The following is a 24,802-nucleotide window of genomic DNA, read 5'->3' as shown; positions in this document are numbered from 1 at the left end:
CCCTTAGAACGTCAGGTTGCCGAACTCGGAGAGCTTGAGCGTTTCGTTATGCTGCTCGGCCCAGTTGATGCTCCACGGACTGCCGAAGAGCAGCAGCGGGTTGCCCTTCATATCCTCAATGGCGCGGGTGTCGCTGGTCACGTCCAGATGCTTAATGTCCAGCTCGTCGGGGTCGTTCAGCACCCAGCGCAGATGCTCATAGGGCAGCTGCTGCATACGGATATCGACGTTGTACTCGTTTTTCAGGCGGTACTCCAACACTTCCAGCTGCAGCACACCGACAACACCGACAATGACTTCCTCCATGCCGGAGCCGAGGTCGCGGAAAATCTGGATCGCGCCCTCCTGGGCGATCTGTTCCATGCCCTTGACGAACTGCTTGCGCTTCATCGTATCCACCTGGGTCACGCGGGCAAAATGCTCGGGCGCAAAGGTCGGGATACCCGCAAACTGCACGTGCTTTTTGCCGGTGCAGAGCGTGTCGCCGATGGAGAAGATACCCGGGTCGAACAGGCCGATGATATCGCCCGCGTAAGCCTCGCTGACAATGGCGCGGTCGTCGGCCATCAGGCTGGTGCCGGTGGCGAGCTTGATATTCTTGCCCTCCTGCACATGGAAAGCCTCCATGCCGCGCTCAAACTTGCCGGAGCAGATGCGCAAGAATGCGATGCGGTCGCGGTGGTTCTTGTTCATGTTAGCTTGAATCTTGAAGATAAAGCCGCTGAACTGGTCGCTGCACGGCTCTACCAGCTCGCCGCCCACGGCGTCCTTGCGGGGCAGCGGGGTGGGGGTCAGGCGTAGGAACTCTTTCAGGAACGGCTCAACACCGAAGTTCGTCAAAGCCGAGCCGAAGAACACAGGGGACAGCTCACCGTGCTGCACGGCGTTGAGGTCGAACTCTTCCGCCGCGCCGTCCAGCAGCTCAATGTCCTCAGCCAGCTTCTCATGGTTGGCAGCACCAATCAGGTCGTCCAGGCGGGCGTCGCCCAGCTCGGCCTCGACCTCGTCCACCATCTTCACACCGTTGGCACGGCCGTCGCTCTCAAAGGCCAGCACTCGCTTGGCGTTGCGGTCGTAGACGCCCTTGAAGTCCTTGCCGCAGCTGATGGGCCAGTTCATCGGGTAGGTCTTGATGCCGAGGATTTCCTCGATGTTCTCCATCAGTTCAAACGGGTCGCGGGCCTCGCGGTCCATCTTGTTGATGAAGGTAAAAATCGGGATGTGGCGCAGCGTGCAGACCTTGAACAGCTTGATGGTCTGGGCCTCAACGCCCTTGGCGGCGTCAATGACCATGACGGCGGAATCCGCCGCCATCAGGGTGCGGTAGGTGTCCTCACTGAAGTCCTGGTGGCCCGGGGTGTCCAGAATGTTGATGCACTTGCCCTGGTAGTTGAACTGCAGGACAGATGAGGTGACCGAGATACCACGCTGCTTCTCAATATCCATCCAGTCGGATACCGCGTGCTTGGCGCTCTGCTTGCCCTTGACGGAGCCGGCGGTCTGGATGGCCCCACCGTAGAGCAGCAGTTTTTCGGTCAGTGTGGTTTTACCGGCGTCGGGGTGCGAGATGATTGCAAATGTGCGCCGGGATTCGATTTCTTCGCGCAATGATGCCATGATTACTCCCTTGATTTAGATAATAGATAATAAATCTGGTGGTGTTTTTGCCCGGCGGGCAAAAACGAAATTATGAGGTCGTCACATCGGGGCACACTCCTCTATAATAATCCAATAGTATATAATACACGGTTTTGTGCGGAAATGCAACGGAAATTTTCAGGCGCAGCGCAACGATTTGTATTATATTTTGCAATTATACAAAACGTATTTCGTATGCCGTGTATAAAGCGCCGCGTGCGGCCCAAACTAACGGCATACACAACATTTCCACAAGAAAAGGATGGGGCAAGATGAACCATATCAAGCAATTTTTTAAGGAAAAAGGGCTGTACCTGTTCTGTCTGGCTATGGTGTTTGCGGCCACGGCGGCGGGCATTCTGGCACTGCGCAGTATCGTGGGCAACGTGGCCGACCTGACGCGCCTCCGCAAGGAGGCTTTGCAGGACGACACGACCTGGACGCAGCCGGACACGGCCATCGACAAACCCGCCCAGGATGTGCCCAAGCCGACGACAGCGCCCACCACCGCACCGACGGCTGAACCGCGCACGACCACACCACCCGCCGAGAGCACTGCCTCGGCGCAGACGGCCGCAGCCCCTGGCATCTGGGACGCCAAGCCGCTGGCAGCATTCAGCGGGGATGAACTGGTGTACAGTGCGACGCTGGGCGACTGGCGCACCCACAACGGCGCGGACTACGCTGCCCCGGCAGGGGAGAGTGTGTACCCGGCCAAGGCGGGCAAGGTCGATTCCGTAACCGAGGACGCACTGTGGGGGTATGTGGTGGAAATCACCGACAAGAACGGTGTGACCTGGCGGTACTGCGGGCTGACTGACACGGAAGTCAAAGCCGGGGACAGCGTGACGACCGCCACCGCAATCGGCAAGGCGGGGAGCGTCCCCGCCGAAACCAGCGGCGAGGCGCATTTGCACTTGGAGTGCATCAAGGATGGTGCGTACCTCGACCCGGAGGGGCTGCTGTAATGGCAGACGGCAAAAGCCGTTCCCCACTGCCCGAAACCCAAACAGGCGTGTACCCACACCGGGCACACGCCTGTTCTTATGCAAATTTTACTGGTACTGCTTCACATTCAGCATTCTCGTCGCGTTCAGCACGGCCAGCACCATGACGCCGACGTCGGCAAAAACGCCCCACCACATATTGGTAATGCCCAGCGCGGTCAGAATCAGGCACAGCGCCTTGATTGCCAGCGCGAACACAATGTTCTGGTAGGCAATCGTCATGCACTTGCGGGAAATCCGCATGGCAAGGCTGATTTTTGCCGGGTCGTCGTCCATCAGCACAACATCGGCGGCCTCGATGGCGGCATCACTGCCCAGCGCACCCATAGCAATGCCGATATCGGCACGCATCAGCACCGGCGCGTCGTTGATGCCGTCTCCCACGAAGGCAAGCTCTTTCTTTGCGGGTTTCTGGCCAAGCAGCTTCTCGACCCACTCGACCTTGTCGGCGGGCAGCAGGCCCGCGTGGACCTCATCGATGCCCAAATCTTTCGCAACCAACTCAGCCACCGCAGGGGTGTCGCCGGTCAGCATGACGGTACGCACGCCCTGGGCCTGCAGGCCCTGCATGGCAGCCTTGGCCGTGGGCTTTTCCTCGTCGGAAATCAGGATGGAGCCGAGGAACTGTCCGTCGCGGGCGACGTAGACGATGGTGCCTGCGCCCTCTGCGGCGGTGTAGGTGACGCCCTCGCTCTCCATCAGGCGGGCGTTGCCGGCCAGCACGGTATGACCATCGACCTGCGTTTTCACGCCGTGACCCGCGATTTCCTGCGCGTCAGAGGCGCGGCGGGCATCCAGGTCGGGGCAGGCCTCGCGAAGGCTCTTGCTGATGGGATGGCTCGAAAAACTCTCGGCCAGCGCGGCACTCTCGAGCAGATCCTTCTCGCTCACGCCGTCAGCAGGGGCGGTGTGGGTGACTTTGAAAACGCCCTTCGTCAGGGTGCCGGTCTTGTCAAACACGGCAACGCCGGTCTTGGACAGGGCCTCGAGGTAGTTGCCGCCCTTGACCAGGATGCCGCACTTGGACGCGCCGCCGATGCCGCCGAAGAAGGTGAGGGGGATAGAAATGACCAGCGCACAGGGGCAGCTGATGACCAGGAAGGTCAGCGCACGCATGATCCAGTCAAGCCAGCCGCCCAGGAACAGCGGCGGCACAATGGCCAGCACCAGTGCGCCGATGCAGACGGCGGGGGTGTAGTAGCGGGCAAACTTCGTGATGAAGTTCTCGACGGGGGACTTTTTCAGGCTGGAATTTTCCACCAGGTCGAGAATTTTCGCAACGGTGGACTCGTCGTAAATTTTTGTCGTCCGGACGCGCAGCACACTGTCGGCGTTCACGCAGCCGCTGATGACCTCATCGCCGGGGCGCACAGTGCGCGGGCGGCTCTCGCCGGTCAGGGCGGCGGTGTTCAGCGTGGACTCACCGGAGAGGACCACGCCGTCCAGCGGGATCTTTTCGCCGGGCTTGACGACGATGGTGGAACCGATGGGTACGTCGTCAGGGTCAACGACGGAAACCGTACCGTCCTCGGCCTCCAAGTTCGCGCTGTCGGGGCGAATATCCATCAGCGCCGAGATGCTCGCCCGGCTCTTGCCGACGGCGTAGGACTGGAACAGCTCCCCGATCTGGTAGAACAGCATAACGGCCACGCCCTCGGCATACTCGCCGCAGCCCATGGCACCCACCGTGGCGACCGCCATCAGGAAGTTCTCGTCAAAGACCTCGCCGCTCTTGATGCCCATGAACGCCTTGCGCAGGACATCGTGGCCGATGACCAGATACGGCACCAGCCACAGCACCAACTGCACGAACCAGGGCAGCTCCGCAAAGTGGAACAGCAGCGCCAGCACCGCCGTGAGCACCGCCGCGATGATAATGCGCTTCAGTGTCTTTTTTTGCTTCTTCGTCATGGATATGACCTCCATTTTGGGTATAAAAAGGGCCCATCGTCGGGATGGGCCGCTTTATGGGCAAACTTACAGCTCAATCTCGAAATCAGGCTCGACCTTCTTCGCAACCTTGACGGCATCCTTCAGCACGGCGTCAAACTTATCATCGTCGGCCTCGAGCAGCAGCTTCTGGGCCATAAAGCTGACGCTGGCGTTCTTAACACCGGGCAGTTCCTTGATAGCGGTCTCGATTTTAGCAGCGCAGTTTGCGCAATCGACTTCGATCTTGAATTTCTTCTGCATGATGGTGGACTCCTTTGTATAAATAAATATTTTTTTAATATGGGTAACTGGATTAAAAGGCTTCCCCTGAGGGGGAAGCTGTCCGCGAAGCGGACTGATGAGGGGCAAACTTGCCGTTATTACTCGTTGGCGGGTCACTGCCGAAACGCCGCCCCTCATCCGGCCCTCGGCCACCTTTTTCCCCCTAGGGGGAGGCTTTTTACTCTTCCGTATGCTCCATGCCCAGTGCGATCATGCTGCGAACGTGGTCATCATCCAGGGAATAATACATGGCCTTGCCCTCACGGCGGAACTTGACGAGCTTACTGGTTTTCAGCAGCCGCAGCTGGTGGCTGACAGCGCTCTGCGAGATACCCACGACCTGGGCGATATCATTGACGCAAAGCTCGCTCTCAAACAGTGCATACAAAATTTTGATGCGCGTTGAATCGCCGAACACCCGGAACAGTTCGGCCAGGTCGTACAGCACCTCGTCATTGGGCAGGTCATCCTGCAGGCGGCGGATGTCGGCCTCACCCAGCTGGGCGGTTTCAGGTAGCTTTTCGCCTGTTATTTCGTTCTCGGACACCGTCATCATCCCTTCATATGTTCGTTTGTTCATATGATACATCCTAATATACACTTTGTCAATAGAAAAACACAAAAAAATCCCCCGGATGTGAAAATTCTCACATCCGGGGGAAATCTCAGGGCAATACCGCATAATTCTAAGTGCCGATACGGCGAGCGAGGTGCGGCAGCTGCTAAGCCAAAAGCGCAGATAATACTTTGTGTATTATCGAGCATTTTGGCAACGCAGATGCCGTACCGCACACCGAGCCGCAGCGAGGCGCTTCGGAGCGCAACCGCCGCTTGCGGCGGCTCTTGGCGCGGAGATCCGCCGGAGCGGTGCTTAAGCCGTCAGGCGGGAATTGTGCGGTGTTGCCCTTAGTCGGTGATGGGGGCAAAGCCCGGCTCGCCGGGCAGGGTCACGCCGTTGTCGGCCAGCATTTTTCGGAACTCTTCCTCGGGAAAGTCAAAGACAACTTCTTTAATCATGCTCTGCTCATGGACGAGTATCTTCCACGGCGCGCCGTCGGGCTGCTGCAAAAACAGGATGCCGGACACGCCGTCGAGACTTTGCACGCCCTCGTCAGCCCAGAAAGCAGGGGAGGGGGTGACAAAGTAGTGGTCCACCATCCGTCCGCCCGGGAAGTCATGTTCAATGACCGCAGGGACCTCGCCGTCAGCCTGGGCGGATTTGTATTGCAGGTGCAGGTTGGTGAAGTCAGAAGCGGTCATAGAAGCATTCCTTTCCGTAAAGTGCTGCCTGCGGCGGTATGTGGGTATGCCGCCCTACGCCGCACATTTGGGTTGGTCGTAGGGCGGGGTACCCTCACCCCGCCGCCTGGCAGTCGTTTATCATACGCGCAGGCTGGCGGACTCAGGCTCGTTGCTGCCCTCGTCGAACTCGTAGTCGTTGCCAGGCAAGATGGCGTTCAGCAGGATACCGGCGATGGCGGCGATGGCCAGACCGGACAGGTTGATGGTGACATTGCCCAGACCAAAGCTGATGCCGCCCACGGAGTTGAAGCCCAGGGCGCTGACCAGAATGACGGCGGCGATGATCAGGTTGCGGGAGTTGGTGAAATCGACCTTGTTCTCAACAACATTGCGCACGCCGATGGCGGAGATCATGCCGTACAGCACAAAGCTGATGCCGCCGACGATGCCGGAAGGGATCGTGTTGATGACGGCCTCAAACTTCGGGCAGAAGCTCAGAATCATGGCAAACACAGCTGCAATGCGGATGACGAGGGGATCATAAATCTTCGTCAGCGCCAGAACGCCGGTGTTCTCGCCGTAGGTGGTGTTGGCGGGGCCGCCCAGCAGGCCGGCCATGGCGGTGGCAAGGCCGTCGCCCAGCAGGGTCTTGTTCAGGCCCGGGTCACGGATGTAGTTCTTGCCGGTGGTGGCGGAGATAGCGGCAATATCGCCGATATGCTCCATCATGGTTGCCAGCGCGATGGGCACGATGGTGAACACGGCGCTGATGAAGGTCTCGCTGCCGTCGATGGCGAACAGACCCATGGAATCCTTATGCAGGGGGATGCCGAACCAGGCGGCAGCACCGATGGCTTGGAAGTCAACTGCGCCGGTGACCAGCGCCACGGCGTAGGAAACCAGCACGCCGATGAGGATGGGCAGGATCTTGACCATGCCCTTGCCCCAGATGTTGCAGACGATGACGGTTGCCAGCGCGACGAAGGCCAGCAGCCAGTTGCTCTGGCAGTTGTTGATGGCGCTGGGGGCCAGGATCAGACCGATGGCGATGATGATGGGGCCGGTGACGACCGGGGGGAAGAACTTCATCATCTTGCGGATGCCGAACGCGGAGATCAGTGCGCTGAACAGCACATAGACCAGGCCGGACAGGGCCACGGCCGCGCAGGCGTAGGGAAGGTTTTCCGGGTTGGCACCGCCGTTGGTCACGATGGTAAAGCCGCCCAGATACGCGAAGCTGGAACCCAGGAACGCGGGGACCTTGCCCTTGCACAGGAAGTGGAACAGCAGCGTGCCCAGACCTGCGCAGAGCAGGGTGGTGCTGACGCTCAGGCCGGTCAGCAGCGGCACCAGCACGGTAGCGCCGAACATGGCGAACATATGCTGTGCGCCGAGGATCAGCAGCTTGGGCGTGCCCAGCTGTTTGGCATCATAGATGCCCTGCGAGTAATCGATTTTTTCTGCCATAAATGAAATTCCTCCTCACAATGGCCGCAAAAAAGGGAGACTGAACGTTTTTTACCCAAAAACCACAGCCCCCTTGCTTATCTCTATAAGGATAGCAGAAATAGCGGGAAAGTGCAAGATGTTGGGAAAATTTTGTCGTCATGTAGGGGCCGGGCACGCCCGGCCCGCAACTTTCCCTCAAATGGTCGTCCGCCTTACACGCGCGGGCCGGGTATGCCCAGCCCCTACTATCTTTTTGTCGGAAAGTGTGTTATTATAAATTAAATAAAAAAGTATAATAGGAGATATTGACTTATGCTTACCCCCGGTATCAAGGGGCACGCGGCGCTGCGTGTCACCACCGAAAATACAGCCCAGGCCATGGGCAGCGGCGAGCTGCCGGTGCTGGCTACCCCGGCCGTAGCCGCTTTAATTGAAAAGACCTGCTGGCAGTCCGTCGCGGCAGAGCTGGAACTGGACCAGGGCACCGTCGGCACGGCGCTGACTCTGGCCCACACAGCCCCCACCCCGGTGGGGATGGTCGTACAATGCGACTGTGAACTGACCGCTGTTGAGGACCGCCGCCTGTGCTTCACCGCCCGCGTCTACGACGATGTTACCGAAGTTGCCACCGCGACCCATGAGCGGTATATCGTGGATAACGAGCGTTTTACCCGCAAGGCAAACAGCAAACTGACGGCGAAGTAGGAATCCCTCAGTCCGCTGCCGCGGACAGCCCCCTTTAACAAGGGGGGCTTTAAAGCCTCCCTTGTCAAAGCGAGGTCGGAGGGATTCCGCCCTCGCCGCCTCTTTTAATAAATTGCCTCCTCCCGCCAGTCCACCAGGTCCCGCACGGTCTCCTCGCTCTCCACCCAGCCTTCCCGCCTGTCGGCGTGGGCGTCGGGGGCGTAGCGCTGCATCGTGCCGGGGCTGCGGCCCTGCAAGTATTCCTTGGCTTGCTTCTGGCGGCTGGGCACCGTGCGGCTTAGCAGTTCGTCCTTTTGTTTTCTATCCAATTTCTTATCCAACAAAATCACCTCATTTTCATTCTGCCCGCCGCAGGCTCTACCCAAACCTGCCAAATCGTGGTATAATAAAATTTATCGCCATTTTTAAGGAGCTTTGCAAACTATGGAACTCAAACTCAACCAGGTCGTGCTGCACCTGCTCGACCCCGGCGCGTCGGAGCCGGTTTTGTCGGACCGCGCCATGGATATGGACGCCGACCTGTACGAATACTACACCGCCACCCTCGAGCGCGCCTTTGCCAGCGACGAGGTCAAGAACTGCCGCTTTCTGCCCGATTCGGCCTTTGCCGCCGAAATGGCGCAGAACAACGATTTCATCGACCTGTCCCGCCGCATTGCGGGCGTGATTTTTGAGCAGATGCTGCAATACCAGGCCATCCCGGCGGGCGATCTGGCCGTGGTGGATTTCACCGCCGACGGCGTACCGTTCTACGGCGTGCTGAAATTAAACTACCGCCCCGGTTACACCCACCACACCGAGCTGATGGGCAACGGTCGGTTCAGCAGCATGGTCCCGCAGCGGACCCTTTTGCCCGGCACGCCCAAGGCCGACGAGGCCGCCCTTATCGACCGCGCCAACGGCACGGTGCGGCTCATTGAGAAAAAATTCACGCTGGACGATAAAAAGGACTTCTACCTTTCCACCCGCGTGTTCGGCTGCACCGAGGCTTTGCAGGAGAAAGCCAAGCTGAAAGCCGTCTGCGAGACTGCCGTCGCCGCGGTGAAGGAGGCCTACCCCGAGCCGGAGGAACTGGACGATGTACCGCCCTTTGACGGCGGCACCGAGACCGCCGTGGAGCTGCTGGTGCGCAACCAGGCCGTGGACAATCAAATCTCCGTCGAGGACGTGCGCGAGCGTATCCGGGAGAATTTTCCCCTGGCCGCGCCGAAATTTGAGGAAGCCCTGGCCGAGACCGGCGTGCAGGAGAACGACCGCGTGACCGTGACCCCCGCCCGCATCAAAAAGCTGGAAAGCCGCAGTTTCAAGACCGAATCCGGCATTGAAATTAAAATCCCCGCCGAATTGTGCAGTTCCGACGATGCCGTTGAGTTCATCCATTCGGCCACCGGCGGGTTGAGTTTGTTGATTAAGGACGTATTGGTGTAAAAAACAAAACATGGAAACAAAACAAAAAACCACACTGACACAGGGCAGCGTGGCCAAAGGGATGCTGCTGTTTGCGCTGCCGATTTTCGTCAGCAACCTGTTCCAGCAGCTGTATAACGCCGCCGACTCCCTGATCGTCGGCAACTTTCTGGGCGGCGAGGCGCTGGCCGCCGTCGGCTCGTCCGGCAGTTTGATTTTTCTGCTGACCGGCTTCGTCAACGGCGTTTCGCTGGGTGCGGGCGTCGTGGTGGCACGGTATTTCGGTGCCAAAGATTGGGACAGGATGCGCCGCACCATTCACACCACCGTGGCGCTGGGCCTGGCTGCCGGTGTGGTGCTGACCGTCGTCGGCGTCATCCTGACCCCGCAGATCTTGCGCTGGATGGGCACCCCCGCCGACGTGCTCGTCAACTCGATTTCCTACTTCCGTATGTACTTTATGGGCTCGATCGCCGTTGTTATGTACAACGTAGGTGCGAGTATTTTACAGTCTGTGGGCGACAGCAAAAGCCCGATGGAGTATCTTATCACAGCGTCCATCATCAATATTATTCTGGATTTAATTTTGGTAGGCTGGCTGCGCTTCGGCGTGGGCGCGGCAGCCTTCGCCACCATTGCCTCCCAGACGGTCAGTGCCATTCTCGCCTTCGCCAAGCTGATGCGCTCCCAAGAAGAATGGGCCGTCCGCTGGCGGGAAGTCAGATTTGACGGCCCGTCGCTCAAGGCGGTCATTGTGCAGGGCTTGCCCTCCGGCGTGCAGAACTCGGTCATTTCGATTGCCAACGTCATTGTGCAGTCCAACATCAACTCGTTCGGTGCCCAGGCCATGGCGGGCTGCGGCGCGTACAGCAAGGTGGAGGGCTTCGCCTTCCTGCCTGTGACCTGCTTCTCGATGGCGCTGGCGACCTTCGTCAGCCAGAATGTTGGTGCAGGCCAGCCTGACCGCGTAAAAAAGGGCATGAAATTCGGTTCCCTCTGCTCGGTGCTGATGGCCGAGATCGTCGGCCTGTGCATTTACTTTGGGTCGCCGTGGCTCATCGGCGCGTTCAGCCGTGAGCCGGAGGTCATTGCCTTCGGCGTGCAGCAGGCCCACACGGCCGCACTGTTCTACTGCCTGCTGGCGTTCAGCCATTGCTCGGCGGGCATTCTGCGCGGGCTGGGCCGCCCAGTCGTGCCAATGATGGTCATGCTGATGGTCTGGTGTGCGCTGCGCATCACCTATATCACCATCACGCTGCACTTTATCCATCAGATCGGTGTCGTGTTCTGGGCGTATCCTATCACCTGGAGCATCTCGTCGGTGCTGTTTGCCTGGTATATTAAGCACTGCCCAATCCCCCGATTGGGCGGGGGAGCGCCGGAATAATTACAAAAAACTGCCATGCATCGCGAAAGATGCATGGCAGTTTTTTTATTTCTTGATCACAAAGCACGGCAGCGGGGCAGTGTCCGCCCAGTTGGCAAACTCACAGACCAGCACCGTATACTTCGTCAGCGGCAGCGTGCGGAAGAACGCCAGCGCCGCCTGCTTTTCGGCATCGCCGATGACCTTGCCGCTGTACAGCACCGCCGCCAGCACCCCTCCGGGGCGCAGGGCATCCAGCGCCGCACGCAGGGCGGGCACACTGCCATCAGCAGTCGAATGTATATCATGCTCGGCCCCGGGCAGCCAGCCGAAATTGAACAGCACGCAGTCCACCTTGCCGGGCTGCACCAGCTCGCCCAGACGGGCGTGATCGTAGAGCACCGCGCGGCCGATTTTATCATACCCGGCCTCTTTCAGGCGGCGGTTCGTGCGGTCCACGGCCTGGGGCTGGATATCCATGCCCAGCACGCGGCCGTTCTGCCCGGCCAGGCGGCACAAAAACAGCGTATCGTTGCCGTTGCCGCAGGTCGCGTCCAGAAACAGCCCGCCGGGGGTCAGGTGGGCCTCCAAAAATTCATGGCAGAGCTGCACAGCAGACAAGTCGGGCACGCGGCGGCGCACCAGCCGCCCGCCCTCGGGTAAAAAGTCGAACCGCCGCGCCAGCGCACGGCCCGCCTCGTCCCGGGGCAGGGGCGCAGTAAACCGGGTGGTCTGCTTGGGGTCCAGCCCGCCGCCGCGCCGCAGCAGCTCTTTGACTAAGTAACTGCCATAGCCGCGGCCGCGCCACTCGGGTACGATCTCCAACCGCAGGATGGTCGCGCCGTCCACGACCGCCATGCCGATGGCCTCGTTCTCCTTATATAAAGTGTAGTGCCCTTTTTCCTGCTTGATCTGCATAGTCGTTACCCGCCAATCGTGTTTGTGTTCAGGTCGTAGTGGATCACATCGTCCCAGTTGCGGCGGAGGGCGATCTGCGCGGTCAGCGCGGTATCGTCATACACCAGCGACCACTGGGTATTGCTGGTCACGTCCTCGGGGTTGGGATTCTGGGCGGATGCCCGCAGCGCCCGCCATGCGGTATCCGCAGGGATATTCCCATCAGAATCGCGCATTGCCAGAACGTCCATAATGGCGTCATAGCGCTCTTTGCCATGGCCGTAGATGCCATTTTTCTGGTTCGGCTGCACTAAATAGGCATAGCAGCCGTAAAAGTTCGTGATGGCCTGCATCGCCGTCCAGCGCAGCGGGCGGCCTTCCTGCTCCGGGTCGTACTCAATGACACGGGCATCGCCGGCGGCATCGGTGACAAAGAAGTGGTAGTCTCGCCCCGACGTTGCAAACATATCGTAGCTGTCCAGCAGGTCCACCGCCTCCTGGGTCGTGGCGGCGCGGTCCAGCACCAGGCGGATGGCAAGGGTCGTAAAAATTTTCTGCTTGCCGGTGTCCTGGTTGACCGGCTCACTGTCCAGCGTCAGCACGGCGATGGACACGCCCTTCTCGTTCATACCGTCCAGACAGATGAACGGTGCGGTCAGGCAGGCGAGCTTTTTCGCCATGCTCACATCCGGCTGGTTGGCCGAGATATTGTCCAGCGCGGCCAGCGCCACGGATTTGTAACCGTCCTTCGGCGTACAATAGACCAGCATGGCCGAGGTATCACGCTTGAAGTCGTAGTTGCGGCCCATCACGATATGCCTATCCTGCACCGTTGCAAAGGCGCTGCACCCGAACTGTGGGGCTTTCATATGGATGGGCAGCAGGGGAAGCGTTTCCTTCAGGATGGCATCGATCATCGATTGGTTGTCGGTGATGCCGTAGTTGATGACATCGTCGATGCTGTAATCGTACCGGACGTCCATGCGGTAGAGATTATAGTCGCTGTAATCGGTGATTTTTTCAATGCTGTTCACCGTGCGCAGCCGCCCGGCATACAGCACGCCAAACCCGGCTGCCGCCAGCAATACCAGCAGCAAAAGTGCCAACAGAACACGCAGGATCATCTTTTTCACAGAAAACGCCTCCCTTTTATATGTATACTTTATAATTTGATTATAGCACATCCTGTTGCGCGGCGCAACGGAGAATTTATCACGGTTTTCACCGCTTTTCACAGAGTTTTCACTCTCTGACGAAACCTATTTCACAATTACCCTGTATACTGTAAGCATCGAAAGCGAAAGGAGACGACCCATATGAGCAACGAATACGATTACTCCGGTCTCTATAACAATACATCCGGCGGGCAGCCTGCACAGAACAATGCGCAGCCTGCACAGCCCGAACAAACCGCCCCGCAGCAGCCCGCACAGGGCAGCGCCTACCCCAATGTAGGTTCCAGCGGGGCCAACACCGCAAACACCGCCCGCACGGATTATTCCGGCTGCGGCGCAAGCCCGCAGTCCCAGCAGGACAACAGCGGCTACACCAGCAGCTTCAGCGGCGGCAATGGCGGCAGCGGCGGCTACAATGGGTACAGCTACGCCAGCGCCCCGCAGCAGCCCCCTGTGCCCGAGAAGAAGAAGGGCGGCCGCAAGGTCCTGCTCCGCGTGCTGGCCGGTGTCGGCGTTGTGGCGCTGGGCTTCGGCGGCGGTTTTGGCGGCGCAGTGGCCGCCAGCCGCATGGGCCTGACCGGCAGCCAGGTCGTTGTGCAGCAGGTGCAGCGCAGTACGGACACCGACGCCACCACCACAGGCAGCACCGGCGGCACGAACATGAGCGTCCAGCAGATCGCGTCTGTCGTCTCGCCCAGCGTCGTGGCCATCACCACCGAGCAGATGAGCAGCAGCCAGACCTGGTTCGGCGGCTACTACGTGCAGAGCGGTGCCGGTTCCGGCGTCATCATCAGCCAGGATGGCTACATTCTGACCTGCGCCCACGTTGTCAGCGGCGCAACCAGTGTTAAGGTCCAGCTGGACGGCAGCGATGAGAGTTATGACGCGACCATCGTCGGCCAGGATTCCACCTCCGATATCGCGGTACTGAAAATCGACGCCACCGGCCTGACCCCGGCGGTCATCGGCGACAGTGACGCGCTGGCCGTGGGTGAAGTCGCTGTGGCCGTCGGCAACCCGCTGGGTACGCTGTCCAACACCGTCACCGACGGCGTTGTCAGCGCCCTGAACCGCCAGGTCACGGTGCAAGACAACGATATGACGCTGATCCAGACCGATGCGTCCATCAGCCCGGGCAACTCTGGCGGCGGCCTGTTCAACGGCAACGGCGAGCTGATCGGCATTGTCAACGCCAAGAGCAGCTACAGTGAAGCCGAGGGCATCGGCTTTGCCATCCCCATCAACACAGCCATGGAAATCGGCCAGCAGCTGATTGAAAGCGGCAGCGTGGCGCGTCCGGCGCTGGGCGTCAAGATCGTTGATGTGACCGACGCACAGACCGCGCAGCAGCTGGGCGTTTCCACCATGGGCGTTTACGTGGTGGAAGTCACCAAAGGCAGCGGTGCCGAAGCCGGCGGCGTGCTGGCGGGCGACCGCGTGCTGGCCGTGGATGACACGGCGGTGAGCGACACTTCCGCGTTGAAGAACTATCTGAAGGATAAATCCATCGGCGACACGGTGGCCTTGCAGGTCGAGCGCGACGGTAAGGTGCTGACGCTGAACGTCGCCCTGGGGTCGAGCGCACAGTAAAATAGCATAAGAAAAGGGATGCAGGTTTTGCGGCCTGCATCCCTTTTTTGATATTTATCCGTAGGGGCCGGGCATGCCCGGCCCGGTCGTATAGGGAGAACGGTCGTTTGCGGGAAGGCTGCGGGCCGCACATCTGCGGCCCCTGCAACCCTGCCTAGCGGTTTTCACCGCATCTCAAACAACGTCCGCCGTTTCCACCAATAATACCCCAGCCCCACAGCATCGGCCAAAAACCAGCCGATGGGCACGCTCCACCAGATGCCGACCACGCCAACCGCCGGGATTGCCGAAAGCGTATAGGCCAGCGCCACGCGGATGCCCAGCGAAATGACCGTGAGCACCACCGACATACCCGGCCGCCCCACGGCGCGGTATAGGCCGTACAGCAAAAACAGCCAGCCGATGCCTAAATAAAACGCGCCCTCGATGTGCAGATACCGCACACCCTCGGCGATGACATCCATCTCGCCCGCATCAATAAAGATCCGCATCAGCGGCGCGGCAAACCCATACACCACAGCGCTGACCGCCACGCTGAACCCTGCCGCCGCGGCAAACGCGCCGCGCATACCCTGTTTGAGGCGGCCTTTCTCCTGTGCACCGTAGTTCTGCGCCAAGAAAATCGAGAACGCATTGCCGAAATCCTGCACCGGCAGGTACGCAAAGGCGTCGATTTTGACCGCCGCCGCAAACGCCGCCATGACCACCGTGCCAAAGCTGTTGACAAGACCCTGCACGGCCAGGATGCCCAGATTCATGACAGACTGCTGGATGCAGGTCAGCGCCGAGAAGGACGCGATTTCTTTTATGCGGGCGGGCCGCAGCTTGGCCCGGCAGGCCGCCCGCAGCAGCGGGAACCCGAACCAGGTGTACAGCGCAATGCCCACGCCGGAGACGTACTGCGCAATGACGGTCGCCTCGGCAGCACCGGCCACGCCACGCCCCAGCCCGCAGACGAACCAAAGGTCGAGCACGATGTTCAACCCCGCCGACACCGCCAGGAACACCAGCGGCACGACCGAGTTGCCCAGCGCCCGCAGCAGCGACGCAAAATAATTATAGAGAAATGTTGCAGCCAGTCCCGCAAACACGATGCGCAGGTACGTCCGCATCATGGCGTCGATCTCGGCAGGGATGCGCAGGAACCAGATAATGCCGTCGAACCCGGCGTACACAGCAAACACCAGCACCGCCGTGACACCCGCCAGCAGCACAAAGCTGGCAAGGATGCCCTCTTTTAACCCTGCATCGTCCTTTTGTCCGTATTTGATGGAAAACACCGTGCCGCTGCCCATGGCAAGACCCAGCAGAATGGACGTCAAAAAGGTCATAAGCGTGAACGCCGACCCCACCGCCGCCAGTGCCCCGGTGCCGATGAACCGCCCCACAATGAGGGTATCGGCAATATTATAGCATTGCTGCAGCAAATCGCCCAAAATCATAGGCACCGCAAACTGCAGCATCGTAGGCATGACCGGGCCTGTAGTGAGTTGTTTTTGCATGAGAGCTGAAAACCTCTTCTTCTGTTTTTACACCATACCTAGTATAAAACAGAAAGGCCTTCCTTGTCAAAGGAAGGCTTTCTCAACTCAGTTCTGATCCTTACTTTTCCCCACCAACGCGGCCAATACTCCAAAAATCAAACTAGCCGCAATCCCCCCGCTGGCGGCTGTCAGCCCGCCGGTAAACGCGCCGGGCAGCCCACACTCGTCCACGGCGTTCTGTACGCCCTGGGCCAGCAGGTGCCCAAACCCCAGCAGCGGCACGCTGGCCCCAGCCCCGGCAAAGTCCACCAGCGGCTTGTACAGACCCACGGCGCTTAAGATTACGCCCGCCACCACATACCCGGTTAAAATCCGGGCAGGGGAGAGCTTGGTATAATCGATAAACAACTGCCCCACGACGCAAATCAGGCCGCCTGCCACAAACGCCCAGACGTAGTTCATACCGCACCTCCCAGCTCAACGCAGTGGGCAATGCCTGGAATGCTCTCGCCCTGCAAAAACGTGGTCTGGCTCATCAGCGCCCCGGTGGCCATAAACAGCACGCGGCGCAGCTGACCAGCCGCCAGCATGGGCAGTATTTTACAGCACAGCACCGCCGCGCTGCACCCGGCCCCGCTGCCGCCCGCCTGCACATTCTGGCCCTGTGTGTTATACAGCAGGCAGCCGCAGTCCTGGTGGTTGTCCAGCGGTACGCCCTCCTTTGCCATCTGCTCTCGCAAAAGGGCCGAGCCGACCTCGCCCAAGTCCCCGGTAAAAATCGCGTCAAAGTCCTGCGGGCGGGTGTTGGTCGCCGCAAAATAGCGCAGCAGCGTTGATGCCGCGGCGGGCATCATGGCCGCGCCCATGTTGTTGATGTCGTGTACCTCAAAATCCTGCACGCGGCCAAACGTCACCGAGAGCACCGGCACGCCCTGCCCGCCGTGCGCCCGCACCAGGCAGGCTCCCGCCGCTGTGGCCGTCCACTGGGCCGTGGGGGTGCGCTTGGCGCCGTATTCCAGTGGTGTGCGGAATTGCCGTTCTGCTGCGCAAAAATGGCTGCTGGTCAGCGCCATGGCGCGTTCTGCCATACCGGACGCCGCAAACGCAGCGGCCAGCCCCAACGTCTCTGCCATCGTAGAACACGCGCCGTACACGCCCGCGAACGGCACGCCCAGCTCCCGCATCGTGTAGTTGCTGGCCGTACACTGGGCCTGCAAATCGCCGGCAAAGGCGATATCCACCTTCGTGCGCGGTGTATCCGCCTTGCGCAGGCAGAGTTCCGCCGCCTTGCGCTGCAAAATGCTCTCGGCCTGCTCCCAGTTTTCGCAGCCCTGCTCACCAAAGCCCGCGTCCTGGGTCACGAAGTCAAAGGTCGAGGCCAGCGGGCCTTCGCTCTCCTTTTTGCCGCCCGCCGCCGCCCAGGCCGCCACGGTGGGCGGCGCGTCAAACAGCAGGGTATCACCCTTTCGTATCATGTGTCACCCCACCTTTCCCAGCAGCCAGTAGATGACGCCCCACACAAAGCTGGCCAGCGTGCCAAAGGCGATGACCGGCCCGGCGATGCCAAAAATCTTTGCACCTACGCCTGTCACCCAGCCCTCGGCCTTGAACTCAATCGCCGGGCTGACGACCGAGTTGGCAAACCCGGTGATAGGCACCAGCGTACCCGCGCCCGCCTTGGCGGCCAGTTTCTGATACCAGCCCGGCAGCGTGAAAACGGCGGCGAGGAAAATCAGCGCAATGCTCGTCAGGGTGCCTGCCAGCGTTTTGTCGTACCAAATCAAAAACAGCTGGCGCAGCCCCTCGCCCAGGGTGCAGATAGCCCCGCCGACGCAGAACGCCCACACACAGTCCCGCACCACCGGCGAAGGCGGCGACGCGCGGTTTACCATTTCGTCATATTGCTTGGGGTCCAGTTTCACAGTCCATACCTCCTTTTGGGGGTAGTATGGGCTTAGTTGCCGTAAAATATAACGTTCCCGCGATAATACGGCTGCGGTATCATCGTTTTGTACAGTGCGCGCAGCTCTTTGCAAAGGGCGGCGTCGGGAACCGTGCCGCCGCAGGGCAGGGAAAGCACGGCGTACCGCGTGCCAAACACCCGGCTTTCCAGTGCCGTGGCCCGCGCCCCCGCCCGCAGGTAAAACCCGATGCGCCGCCGCGCCACGGCAGGGTCAGGGGCCTCGGCGGGGTGCTCGCACTCCAACAATAGATCATGCACCCGCATGGCGTCGTAGGCCTTGACGAGCTGCAATGCCTGGGTGCCAACGCCGCCGCCCCGCAGGTCACACCGCACGGCAAAGTAGTCCAGCAGCGCCGTCCGCTGGCCCGGCAGCACGACCTGCCACGCGTAGGCCAGCCGCACACCTGCGTCGTCGGTCAGCAGCAGCGGCTCGTAGATGCCCGCGTCTAACAGGCGCTGTATCTCGGCAAAGGGTTTGAGCTCTGCCGCAGGGAAATCCCGCGGCAGCGCCGTGTGGTAGAGTTCTTCGCACGCAGCAGGGGACAGGCGCTTGATTTGCATGGAGATTTCTCCTTTCTGTGATTGAATTGTGGGGGAAAATACGGTATAATAGGTAAAATTACGCATCACGGGTGCTGCCCAACGGCGGCCAGAGGACTGGCCGCCCTACCATGCAGCTGCCCTGTAGGGCGGTCAGTCCTCTGACCGCCGCCATTTGCGACACACTTTATAAACAAGGAGCCACCCACATGGAATGGACTGACATCAGCATTACCGTCGCCAAGCGTGACGCAGACACGGCCGAGGCCATCGCAACGATGGTCGCCAACGGCGGCATTTATATCGAGGATTACAGCGACCTGGAACAGCAGGCGTGGGAGATCGCCCACGTGGACCTCATCGAGCAGGAGCTGCTGGACAAGCCCCGCGACGTCGTCATCGTACATATGTACCTTGCACCCGATGAAAACCCCGCCGAGGTTCTGCCCCTGTTTGAGGAACGTCTGCAGAACAGCGGCATCAACTACCAGCTCAACACCACCGGCGTCGAGCAGGAGGACTGGCAGAACGGCTGGAAAAAATACTACCACGCGATGGATATTGGCGACCGCCTTGCCATCGTGCCCGGGTGGGAGGATCACCAGACCGACCGCATCAAGATCATCATGGACCCGGGCATGGCCTTCGGCACCGGCACGCACGAGACGACTTCGCTCTGCCTGGAAACGCTGGACAGCCTGGTCAAGGGCGGCGAGCGGGTGCTGGATATCGGTACCGGCTCCGGCATTCTGGCCATTGCCGCACTGAAGCTCGGCGCAGCCGAGGCCGAGGGCGTGGACATCGACCCGATGTGCGTGCGCACTGCGGGTGAGAACGCCCAGCGCAACGGCGTGGCCGACCACTTTAAAGTCCTCGTCGGCGATCTGTCCGACCAGGCCAGCGGGCAGTACAACATCATCACGGCCAACATCGTGGCGGCGGCCATCCTGTCGCTGGCCCCCCACGTGCCGCCGCTGATGGCCCCGGGCGCACGTTTCATCGCCAGCGGCATCATCACCGAGCGCAGGGATGAAGTGCTCACCGGGCTGCAAGCCGCAGGTCTTGCGCCCATCGAGGTCAAGGAAAAGCGCGGCTGGGTCTGCATCATCTGCGAAAAGAAAGAGGCGTAAAGTATGCCGCATCGTTATTTTACCCGGGAGTTGGCCGATGGCCGCGCCGCGCTGACCGGCAGCGATGCCCACCACCTGGCCGACGTCATGCGTGCCAAACTGGGTGAGGAAGTCGTCCTCTGCGGCCCGGACGGGCTGGAATATCTCGGCACGGTCACGGCCATTGAGCCGGGGCGGGTGGAGTTTTCCGTCACCGACGGTACGACCAGCAAGGCCGAGCCGGACTGCGCCGTAACGCTGTTTGCGGGCTACCCCAAGGCGGGCAAATTAGAAGAAGTCATCCGCCACAGCGTCGAGCTGGGCGTGACTGAAGTTGTACCGTTTTTCAGTCGATACTGCGTAGCAGCGCCAAAAAAAGAGGATGTGAAGTGCGAGCGGTACAACCGCATTGCCGCCGAAGCCGCCAAGCAGGCGGGCCGCGCAACGCTGCCCCATGTGGCGATGCCGCTGCCGGATTTTGGTGCGGTGTGCAAGGCATTTGCAGATTTTGACCTTGTGCTGTTCTTCTACGAGGGCGGCGGTGCGCCGCTGCGGGAGATCCTGCACCCCAGCCGATACAAGCGCATTGCCATCGTCACCGGGAGCGAGGGCGGTTTTTCCGTCGAGGAGGCCGCCGCTGCGAAAGCTGCCGGGGCCGTGACGGTAGGCTTAGGCCCGCGCATCCTGCGATGCGAGACCGCGCCCCTGGCCGCGCTGACAGCGACGATGCTGCTGACGGGGAATTTGGAGTAACCACAAACCATAGTATGTAAAAAGAAAGAGGAGCGCCACCCGCATGTGGGTAGCGCTCCTCTTTGTGTTATTATTGCCCTTGTAGGGGCCGGGCATGCCCGGCCCGCAGGTAAAAGGCTAACGGACACTAATGGGAAACCCGCGGGCGGCATATATGCCGCCCCTACAGCTCTACTATTTCGCCTTCACATACGCCCCAAACGCATTCGGCACGGGGTATACCTCGGCCAAGTCCTCGGCGGCTGCCCAGACATAGCCGTCGGGCAGCTCACACGCTTTCGCCGTGCCTTTCCACCCGCCAAGTTCCCAAACCTTGTGCGTAAATACGTGCTTTGCGGGCGGCAGCGGCGCGGCCAGCGCGGCCTGCACGCCCAGTTTCGCCAGCGCAGCGCACAGTTCGTCCCTTGTCAGAGCCTTTTCCCATGCGGCGGGCTGCCACAATCCGGCCAGCAGGCCGTGGGCGGGCCGCCGCTGTAATAGTAACCCCCGCTCGCTTTCAATCAGCGCCACCGTCACTGGCACTTTGCTCTTGGCCTTGGGCGCGGGCTTCACGGGCAGTTCCGCCGCGCGGCCCGCCGCATACCCCTGGCACAGGTCGGCCAGCGGGCATTCCCCGCACCGGGGCGTGCCGGGCACGCAGACCAGCGCCCCCAGTTCCATCAGGGCCTCGTTGTAGGGGCCGGGGGTGGCTTTGGGCATCTGCGCCAAAACCCGCTCTGTAAACAGCCGCTTCGTCGCCGGATTCATCACGTCGGCGTCGTCGTTGTACAGCCGCGCAAAGACGCGCAGGACGTTCCCGTCCACCGCAGGGGCGGGGATGCCAAAGGCAATGCTCGCCACCGCGCCCGCCGTGTAGTCGCCGATGCCCGGCAGGCTGCGCAGGGCGTCGTAGTCAGCGGGCAGGTCTCCGCCGTACTGCTCACAGACGATGCGGGCGGCTTTCTGCATATTGTTGACGCGGTTGTAATAGCCAAGGCCCTGCCACAGCTTGCGCAAGGCGTCCGGCTCACAGGCCGCCAGGGCGGCAGGGTTCGGCAAAGCTGCGATAAAACGTTCATAATAGGGTATCGCCGCTGCCACGCGGGTCTGCTGCAGCATAATTTCGCTGACCCAGATGTGGTACGCAGAAGGCTCCTGCCGGAAAGGCAGGAGCCTCTTGTTTGCGTTAAACCATTGCAGCAGCGGTGCGGCAATGGGCTCCATCAAAAACCACCGCAGGTGCGGGGGAAGGGGATGACGTCGCGGATGTTGGGGATGCCGGTGACGTACATCAGCAGGCGCTCAAAGCCCAAGCCGTAACCGGCGTGCTTGACACTGCCATAACGGCGCAGGTCAAGATACCAGTCGTAGTCGGCGGTATTCAGGCCCAGTTCCTTCATGCGGGCTTCCAGCACGTCCAGGCGCTCCTCACGCTGGGAGCCGCCGATCAGCTCACCGATGCCGGGCACCAGCATATCGGCTGCAGCAACAGTCTTGCCGTCCTCGTTCTGGCGCATATAGAACGCCTTGATTTCCTTCGGGTAGTCGGTGACGAACACCGGCTTCTTGAAGATCTGCTCGGTCAGGTAGCGCTCGTGCTCGGTCTGCAGATCGGTACCCCACTCGACTTTGTACTGGAAGTTGTCGTTGTTCTTCTTCAGCAGCTCGATGGCGTCGGTGTAGGTCACTCGGGCAAAGTCGCTGCTGGCAACCAGTTCCAGGCGCTCGATGAGACCCTTGTCAAAGAACTGGTTGAAGAAGGCCAGCTCGTCGTGGCAGTTGTCCAGCAGGTAGCGGATGACGTAGCGGGTCATGGCCTCGGCGGTCTCCAGGTAGGTGTTCAGATCGGCGAAAGCCATCTCCGGCTCGATCATCCAGAACTCGGCGGCGTGGCGGGTATCGTAGCTCTTCTCGGCGCGGAAGGTAGGGCCGAAGGTATAGACGTTGCCCAGGGCCATTGCCATGGCCTCGGCCTCCAGCTGGCCGGAGACGGTCAGGTTGACCGGGCGCTTGAAGAAGTCCTTCGTATAGTCAACGCCGCCCTCGTCGTTGCGGGGGATATCGTTGAGGTCGAGGGTCGTGACCTGGAACATCTCACCGGCGCCCTCGCAGTCAGAGCCGGTAAAAATCGGCGTATGCACGTAGGTAAATCCGTGCTCATGGAAGAACTGATGCAGGGCAAACGCCGCCTGGCCGCGCACGCGGAACGCCGCGTTGAAGGTGTTGGTGCGGGGGCGCAGGTGGGTCATGGTGCGCAGGTAATCCATGCCCATTTTCTTTTTCTGCAGCGGATAATCACCGCCGCAGGGGCCAAGCACCGTGATCTCGTCGGCGTTGATCTCAAAGGGCTGCTTGGCGCCCGGGGTCACGACCAGCGTGCCGGTGACCTCAAAGCTCGTGTACAGGCCGCACTTGGCGATTTCGGCATAGTTGGCGAGCTTGTCAGCCTGGAAAACGATCTGGACGGGCTTATAGCAGCTGCCGTCGGACAGCGAGATAAAGCCGATATTTTTAGAATCGCGCACGGTTTTTGCCCAGCCGCAGACAGTGACCTTGGTACCGTCTGCGGGGGTGGCCTTGTACAGCGATGCAAGTTCCGTTCTCTGCATGGATAGTCCACTCCTCTTTATACGATGAATATAGCTATTGTAGCAGGTATTTTATAAAAAGTAAAGAGGGGACTATGGCAAACGTTGCTCTTGCCGCCTTTCCTTTATCTCTCACCCCACCGCCTTCACCAGTCCTTCCGCTGCATACCTTCCCGCTCGCAGCGCTTCGTCCAGCGTGTTCGCGTGGCCGCCTATTTCTATCAAAAGGCTGCCGGTCGTCAGGTCTTGGTTATAAAACCTGTACCCGCACAGCACCGGCCTTGTCAGCCCGGGATACGCACCCTCCATGGCCGCTTCCCACGCGGCGGCAAATCGCAGGTTCAGCCGCCAGTTGGGCAGGGCGGCGCTGCCGCCGTTGTCGCACCCGGCAATGACCATGACCTGCGCCGTGCTCTCGCCGTCAATTTCACACACCGGCTTCACCCGCGTGCCGTCGCTGTCCTCAATGGCATCGCGGTGGACGTCCAGCACGATTTTGATGGACGGATATCGCGCCAGATAGTCCTGCACGCCCGCGCGGCTGCGCTGGTAGCTGCTGGTGTAGCCGGGCGCGTCGTAGAGCGTTGTATCGTGCAGGGTGTTTATGCCTGCCGCGTTCAGCACCCGGGCCATCTCGGCCCCCACGGCCACCATGTTCAGCGCGGTATTTTTGCTGCGGGCCGTGTAATTTTCGTCAAACACCGGGTCGGGCCAGGTCTGGTAGCTCTCGGTAGCGTGGGTGTGCACGATGAGAATTTGCGGCTCACCGCTGTTTTTCTCGATGGCAAACGGCAGGCTCTGGGTCGTCACGGCAGCGCGCAGGTCGGCGTCGGGGTGCTCGGTGCTGTTTTTGATGCTGCCCGCCGCCAGCTGCACATAGCCGTCGCCGCTGCCCTGTTTGAGGGTCACGCTGCGGATGCGCCCGGCAGATTCTGATTTCGGCAGCTCCGGCACGGCGCTGGACAGGGGCGTGGCCGTGGGTCCGGGCGTCGGTTCTGCGGTGGGAGCTTGTGTCGGGGCAGGGGAGGGCGTCACCGTGGGCAACGGCGTCGGTCGGCGATCGGGCCGCTGGGGTTTGTAGACGGTCTGGGCAGCGTCGGCGGGCCAGCTGACGGCAGCTGCCGCGCCGGGGTCCTGCAAAAAAAGTGCACCGCGGATAAGCCATGCCCATCCGGGGCAAGCCGCACAGGCCGCCGCCACGGCCAGCACACCGCCCGCAAACACAGCCCCGCACAGGGCCGCAGCGGCCCAACGGCGCAGCTTTCCCATGGCACACACCCCCTCTGTACCAGAAATTTATGCGGAATTTTTGCTTTCTATGAAGTTTTTTTCAAAAAACACTTGCAACTTTCGGAAAAGTATGGTAGGATAACTTGTACTGTTATGGGGAACCAAGGAGGTGGAACGAATGCCTAATATTAAATCTCAGAAGGATCGCGTTGTTCAGGCCAAGAAAGAGGCTCTGCACAACAAGACCATCAAGTCCAACCTGAAAACAGTGGTCAAGAAGGCAAACGCTGCCATCGACAGCAATGCTGCTGACAAGGAGACCGTCGTTAAGGTCGCTGTCTCTGCCATCGACTCTGCTAAGAGCAAGGGTGTCATCCATAAGAACACCGCTGCCCGCAAGATCAGCCGCATGGCTAAGCGCGCCAACAAGGCTGCCGCTCAGTGATTGATCGCATGAACAATGCCC

25 protein-coding genes are annotated in these 24,802 nt (G+C 60.5%); 8 read left to right on the top strand and 17 right to left on the bottom strand.

The window, feature by feature from the left end:
• Positions 1-3: 3 nt before the first annotated feature.
• Positions 4-1,617, bottom strand: a complete 1,614-nt coding sequence (locus ACZO0A_RS00895; protein ID WP_291211731.1) for a peptide chain release factor 3 — start codon at positions 1,615-1,617, stop codon at positions 4-6.
• A gap of 293 nt (positions 1,618-1,910) precedes the next feature.
• Between ACZO0A_RS00895 and ACZO0A_RS00890 the strand changes: the two genes are divergently transcribed.
• Positions 1,911-2,606, top strand: a complete 696-nt coding sequence (locus ACZO0A_RS00890; protein WP_302376312.1) for a M23 family metallopeptidase — start codon at positions 1,911-1,913, stop codon at positions 2,604-2,606.
• A gap of 87 nt (positions 2,607-2,693) precedes the next feature.
• Here ACZO0A_RS00890 and ACZO0A_RS00885 read toward each other — a convergent pair whose 3' ends face one another.
• From ACZO0A_RS00885 to ACZO0A_RS00865, 5 genes are all read right to left on the bottom strand, one after another.
• Positions 2,694-4,556, bottom strand: coding sequence for a heavy metal translocating P-type ATPase (locus ACZO0A_RS00885; protein ID WP_302376313.1), 1,863 nt, complete (start codon positions 4,554-4,556; stop codon positions 2,694-2,696).
• A 66-nt stretch (positions 4,557-4,622) separates the two neighbouring features.
• The gene (locus ACZO0A_RS00880) at positions 4,623-4,838 is read right to left on the bottom strand and encodes a cation transporter (RefSeq protein WP_291211740.1); all 216 of its coding nucleotides are present in this window, start codon (positions 4,836-4,838) and stop codon (positions 4,623-4,625) included.
• Between the two features lie 199 nt (positions 4,839-5,037).
• Positions 5,038-5,439, bottom strand: a complete 402-nt coding sequence (locus tag ACZO0A_RS00875; RefSeq protein ID WP_291211743.1) for an ArsR/SmtB family transcription factor — start codon at positions 5,437-5,439, stop codon at positions 5,038-5,040.
• 326 nt (positions 5,440-5,765) lie between these two features.
• Entirely contained in the window at positions 5,766-6,119 is a 354-nt protein-coding gene (locus ACZO0A_RS00870) for a hypothetical protein (protein ID WP_215693778.1), read from the bottom strand.
• Between the two features lie 120 nt (positions 6,120-6,239).
• On the bottom strand, positions 6,240-7,568 hold the full coding sequence (locus ACZO0A_RS00865) for a uracil-xanthine permease family protein (protein ID WP_302376314.1): 1,329 nt from the start codon (positions 7,566-7,568) through the stop codon (positions 6,240-6,242).
• Positions 7,569-7,862: 294 nt separating this feature from the next.
• Between ACZO0A_RS00865 and ACZO0A_RS00860 the strand changes: the two genes are divergently transcribed.
• Positions 7,863-8,255: a thioesterase family protein gene (locus tag ACZO0A_RS00860; RefSeq protein ID WP_215693781.1), complete on the top strand. Its 393-nt coding sequence runs from the start codon at positions 7,863-7,865 to the stop codon at positions 8,253-8,255.
• A 104-nt stretch (positions 8,256-8,359) separates the two neighbouring features.
• On the opposite strand, the gene ACZO0A_RS00855 is transcribed toward ACZO0A_RS00860, so the two are convergent.
• Positions 8,360-8,575: a hypothetical protein gene (locus ACZO0A_RS00855; protein WP_291211751.1), complete on the bottom strand. Its 216-nt coding sequence runs from the start codon at positions 8,573-8,575 to the stop codon at positions 8,360-8,362.
• A 103-nt stretch (positions 8,576-8,678) separates the two neighbouring features.
• On the opposite strand from ACZO0A_RS00855, the gene ACZO0A_RS00850 reads away from it, so the two are divergent.
• Both ACZO0A_RS00850 and ACZO0A_RS00845 read left to right on the top strand, forming a co-directional pair.
• Positions 8,679-9,683: a nucleoid-associated protein gene (locus tag ACZO0A_RS00850; RefSeq protein ID WP_215693785.1), complete on the top strand. Its 1,005-nt coding sequence runs from the start codon at positions 8,679-8,681 to the stop codon at positions 9,681-9,683.
• Between the two features lie 10 nt (positions 9,684-9,693).
• Complete coding sequence (locus ACZO0A_RS00845) at positions 9,694-11,049, top strand: MATE family efflux transporter (protein WP_294719053.1); 1,356 nt, start codon at positions 9,694-9,696, stop codon at positions 11,047-11,049.
• Positions 11,050-11,094: 45 nt separating this feature from the next.
• Here ACZO0A_RS00845 and mnmM read toward each other — a convergent pair whose 3' ends face one another.
• A complete protein-coding gene (mnmM, locus tag ACZO0A_RS00840) occupies positions 11,095-11,946 on the bottom strand; it encodes a tRNA 5-(aminomethyl)-2-thiouridylate-methyltransferase MnmM (RefSeq protein WP_294719052.1) in 852 nt (283 codons plus the stop codon).
• 5 nt (positions 11,947-11,951) lie between these two features.
• Positions 11,952-13,049, bottom strand: a complete 1,098-nt coding sequence (locus tag ACZO0A_RS00835; RefSeq protein WP_302376325.1) for a linear amide C-N hydrolase — start codon at positions 13,047-13,049, stop codon at positions 11,952-11,954.
• A 192-nt stretch (positions 13,050-13,241) separates the two neighbouring features.
• On the opposite strand from ACZO0A_RS00835, the gene ACZO0A_RS00830 reads away from it, so the two are divergent.
• Positions 13,242-14,690, top strand: a complete 1,449-nt coding sequence (locus ACZO0A_RS00830) for a S1C family serine protease (RefSeq protein WP_302492628.1) — start codon at positions 13,242-13,244, stop codon at positions 14,688-14,690.
• Positions 14,691-14,854: 164 nt separating this feature from the next.
• Here ACZO0A_RS00830 and ACZO0A_RS00825 read toward each other — a convergent pair whose 3' ends face one another.
• The 5 genes from ACZO0A_RS00825 to ACZO0A_RS00805 form a co-directional block, all read right to left on the bottom strand.
• A complete protein-coding gene (locus tag ACZO0A_RS00825; protein WP_215693793.1) occupies positions 14,855-16,192 on the bottom strand; it encodes an MATE family efflux transporter in 1,338 nt (445 codons plus the stop codon).
• A gap of 87 nt (positions 16,193-16,279) precedes the next feature.
• Positions 16,280-16,636, bottom strand: coding sequence for a stage V sporulation protein AE (spoVAE, locus tag ACZO0A_RS00820; protein ID WP_215693795.1), 357 nt, complete (start codon positions 16,634-16,636; stop codon positions 16,280-16,282).
• Positions 16,633-17,649 carry a stage V sporulation protein AD gene (locus ACZO0A_RS00815; protein ID WP_302492629.1) on the bottom strand — a complete coding sequence of 339 codons (1,017 nt, stop codon included), beginning with the start codon at positions 17,647-17,649 and terminating at the stop codon, positions 16,633-16,635. The genes spoVAE and ACZO0A_RS00815 overlap by 4 nt, the downstream gene beginning before the upstream one ends.
• A gap of 3 nt (positions 17,650-17,652) precedes the next feature.
• Positions 17,653-18,096, bottom strand: coding sequence for a SpoVA/SpoVAEb family sporulation membrane protein (locus ACZO0A_RS00810; RefSeq protein ID WP_215693798.1), 444 nt, complete (start codon positions 18,094-18,096; stop codon positions 17,653-17,655).
• Between the two features lie 32 nt (positions 18,097-18,128).
• Positions 18,129-18,698 carry a hypothetical protein gene (locus ACZO0A_RS00805; RefSeq protein WP_302376321.1) on the bottom strand — a complete coding sequence of 190 codons (570 nt, stop codon included), beginning with the start codon at positions 18,696-18,698 and terminating at the stop codon, positions 18,129-18,131.
• Between the two features lie 188 nt (positions 18,699-18,886).
• Between ACZO0A_RS00805 and prmA the strand changes: the two genes are divergently transcribed.
• Positions 18,887-19,807 carry a 50S ribosomal protein L11 methyltransferase gene (gene prmA, locus ACZO0A_RS00800; protein ID WP_291231537.1) on the top strand — a complete coding sequence of 307 codons (921 nt, stop codon included), beginning with the start codon at positions 18,887-18,889 and terminating at the stop codon, positions 19,805-19,807.
• Positions 19,808-19,810: 3 nt separating this feature from the next.
• The gene (locus ACZO0A_RS00795) at positions 19,811-20,539 is read left to right on the top strand and encodes an RsmE family RNA methyltransferase (RefSeq protein WP_302376322.1); all 729 of its coding nucleotides are present in this window, start codon (positions 19,811-19,813) and stop codon (positions 20,537-20,539) included.
• 174 nt (positions 20,540-20,713) lie between these two features.
• Here ACZO0A_RS00795 and ACZO0A_RS00790 read toward each other — a convergent pair whose 3' ends face one another.
• The 3 genes from ACZO0A_RS00790 to spoIIP form a co-directional block, all read right to left on the bottom strand.
• Positions 20,714-21,742 carry an A/G-specific adenine glycosylase gene (locus ACZO0A_RS00790; protein ID WP_302376323.1) on the bottom strand — a complete coding sequence of 343 codons (1,029 nt, stop codon included), beginning with the start codon at positions 21,740-21,742 and terminating at the stop codon, positions 20,714-20,716.
• Positions 21,742-23,127 (bottom strand): asparagine--tRNA ligase, encoded by a 1,386-nt coding sequence (gene asnS / locus ACZO0A_RS00785; RefSeq protein WP_302492630.1) that lies wholly within the window; start codon positions 23,125-23,127, stop codon positions 21,742-21,744. The genes ACZO0A_RS00790 and asnS overlap by 1 nt, the downstream gene beginning before the upstream one ends.
• Before the next feature lie 111 nt (positions 23,128-23,238).
• Positions 23,239-24,375 carry a stage II sporulation protein P gene (spoIIP, locus tag ACZO0A_RS00780; protein WP_302492631.1) on the bottom strand — a complete coding sequence of 379 codons (1,137 nt, stop codon included), beginning with the start codon at positions 24,373-24,375 and terminating at the stop codon, positions 23,239-23,241.
• 139 nt (positions 24,376-24,514) lie between these two features.
• On the opposite strand from spoIIP, the gene rpsT reads away from it, so the two are divergent.
• On the top strand, positions 24,515-24,781 hold the full coding sequence (gene rpsT, locus ACZO0A_RS00775) for a 30S ribosomal protein S20 (RefSeq protein ID WP_215693812.1): 267 nt from the start codon (positions 24,515-24,517) through the stop codon (positions 24,779-24,781).
• The last annotated feature ends 21 nt before the right edge of the window (positions 24,782-24,802 follow it).

It is taken from the genome of Gemmiger sp. (assembly GCF_057431175.1).
Note: the sequence above shows the minus strand (reverse complement) of the source record. Positions and strands in the feature narration are given on the sequence as shown.

Excerpts from the sequence above, each read along its gene's own strand:
- ACZO0A_RS00895 (WP_291211731.1), bottom strand. The coding sequence starts at position 1,617 with ATGGCATCATTGCGCGAAGAAATCGAATCCCGGCGCACATTTGCAATC.
- ACZO0A_RS00890 (WP_302376312.1), top strand. The coding sequence starts at position 1,911 with ATGAACCATATCAAGCAATTTTTTAAGGAAAAAGGGCTGTACCTGTTC.
- ACZO0A_RS00885 (WP_302376313.1), bottom strand. The coding sequence starts at position 4,556 with ATGACGAAGAAGCAAAAAAAGACACTGAAGCGCATTATCATCGCGGCG.
- ACZO0A_RS00880 (WP_291211740.1), bottom strand. The coding sequence starts at position 4,838 with ATGCAGAAGAAATTCAAGATCGAAGTCGATTGCGCAAACTGCGCTGCT.
- ACZO0A_RS00875 (WP_291211743.1), bottom strand. The coding sequence starts at position 5,439 with ATGAACAAACGAACATATGAAGGGATGATGACGGTGTCCGAGAACGAA.
- ACZO0A_RS00870 (WP_215693778.1), bottom strand. The coding sequence starts at position 6,119 with ATGACCGCTTCTGACTTCACCAACCTGCACCTGCAATACAAATCCGCC.
- ACZO0A_RS00865 (WP_302376314.1), bottom strand. The coding sequence starts at position 7,568 with ATGGCAGAAAAAATCGATTACTCGCAGGGCATCTATGATGCCAAACAG.
- ACZO0A_RS00860 (WP_215693781.1), top strand. The coding sequence starts at position 7,863 with ATGCTTACCCCCGGTATCAAGGGGCACGCGGCGCTGCGTGTCACCACC.
- ACZO0A_RS00850 (WP_215693785.1), top strand. The coding sequence starts at position 8,679 with ATGGAACTCAAACTCAACCAGGTCGTGCTGCACCTGCTCGACCCCGGC.
- ACZO0A_RS00845 (WP_294719053.1), top strand. The coding sequence starts at position 9,694 with ATGGAAACAAAACAAAAAACCACACTGACACAGGGCAGCGTGGCCAAA.
- mnmM (WP_294719052.1), bottom strand. The coding sequence starts at position 11,946 with ATGCAGATCAAGCAGGAAAAAGGGCACTACACTTTATATAAGGAGAAC.
- ACZO0A_RS00835 (WP_302376325.1), bottom strand. The coding sequence starts at position 13,049 with ATGATCCTGCGTGTTCTGTTGGCACTTTTGCTGCTGGTATTGCTGGCG.
- ACZO0A_RS00830 (WP_302492628.1), top strand. The coding sequence starts at position 13,242 with ATGAGCAACGAATACGATTACTCCGGTCTCTATAACAATACATCCGGC.
- ACZO0A_RS00825 (WP_215693793.1), bottom strand. The coding sequence starts at position 16,192 with ATGCAAAAACAACTCACTACAGGCCCGGTCATGCCTACGATGCTGCAG.
- spoVAE (WP_215693795.1), bottom strand. The coding sequence starts at position 16,636 with ATGAACTACGTCTGGGCGTTTGTGGCAGGCGGCCTGATTTGCGTCGTG.
- ACZO0A_RS00815 (WP_302492629.1), bottom strand. The coding sequence starts at position 17,649 with ATGATACGAAAGGGTGATACCCTGCTGTTTGACGCGCCGCCCACCGTG.
- ACZO0A_RS00805 (WP_302376321.1), bottom strand. The coding sequence starts at position 18,698 with ATGCAAATCAAGCGCCTGTCCCCTGCTGCGTGCGAAGAACTCTACCAC.
- prmA (WP_291231537.1), top strand. The coding sequence starts at position 18,887 with ATGGAATGGACTGACATCAGCATTACCGTCGCCAAGCGTGACGCAGAC.
- ACZO0A_RS00795 (WP_302376322.1), top strand. The coding sequence starts at position 19,811 with ATGCCGCATCGTTATTTTACCCGGGAGTTGGCCGATGGCCGCGCCGCG.
- ACZO0A_RS00790 (WP_302376323.1), bottom strand. The coding sequence starts at position 21,742 with ATGGAGCCCATTGCCGCACCGCTGCTGCAATGGTTTAACGCAAACAAG.
- asnS (WP_302492630.1), bottom strand. The coding sequence starts at position 23,127 with ATGCAGAGAACGGAACTTGCATCGCTGTACAAGGCCACCCCCGCAGAC.
- spoIIP (WP_302492631.1), bottom strand. The coding sequence starts at position 24,375 with ATGGGAAAGCTGCGCCGTTGGGCCGCTGCGGCCCTGTGCGGGGCTGTG.
- rpsT (WP_215693812.1), top strand. The coding sequence starts at position 24,515 with ATGCCTAATATTAAATCTCAGAAGGATCGCGTTGTTCAGGCCAAGAAA.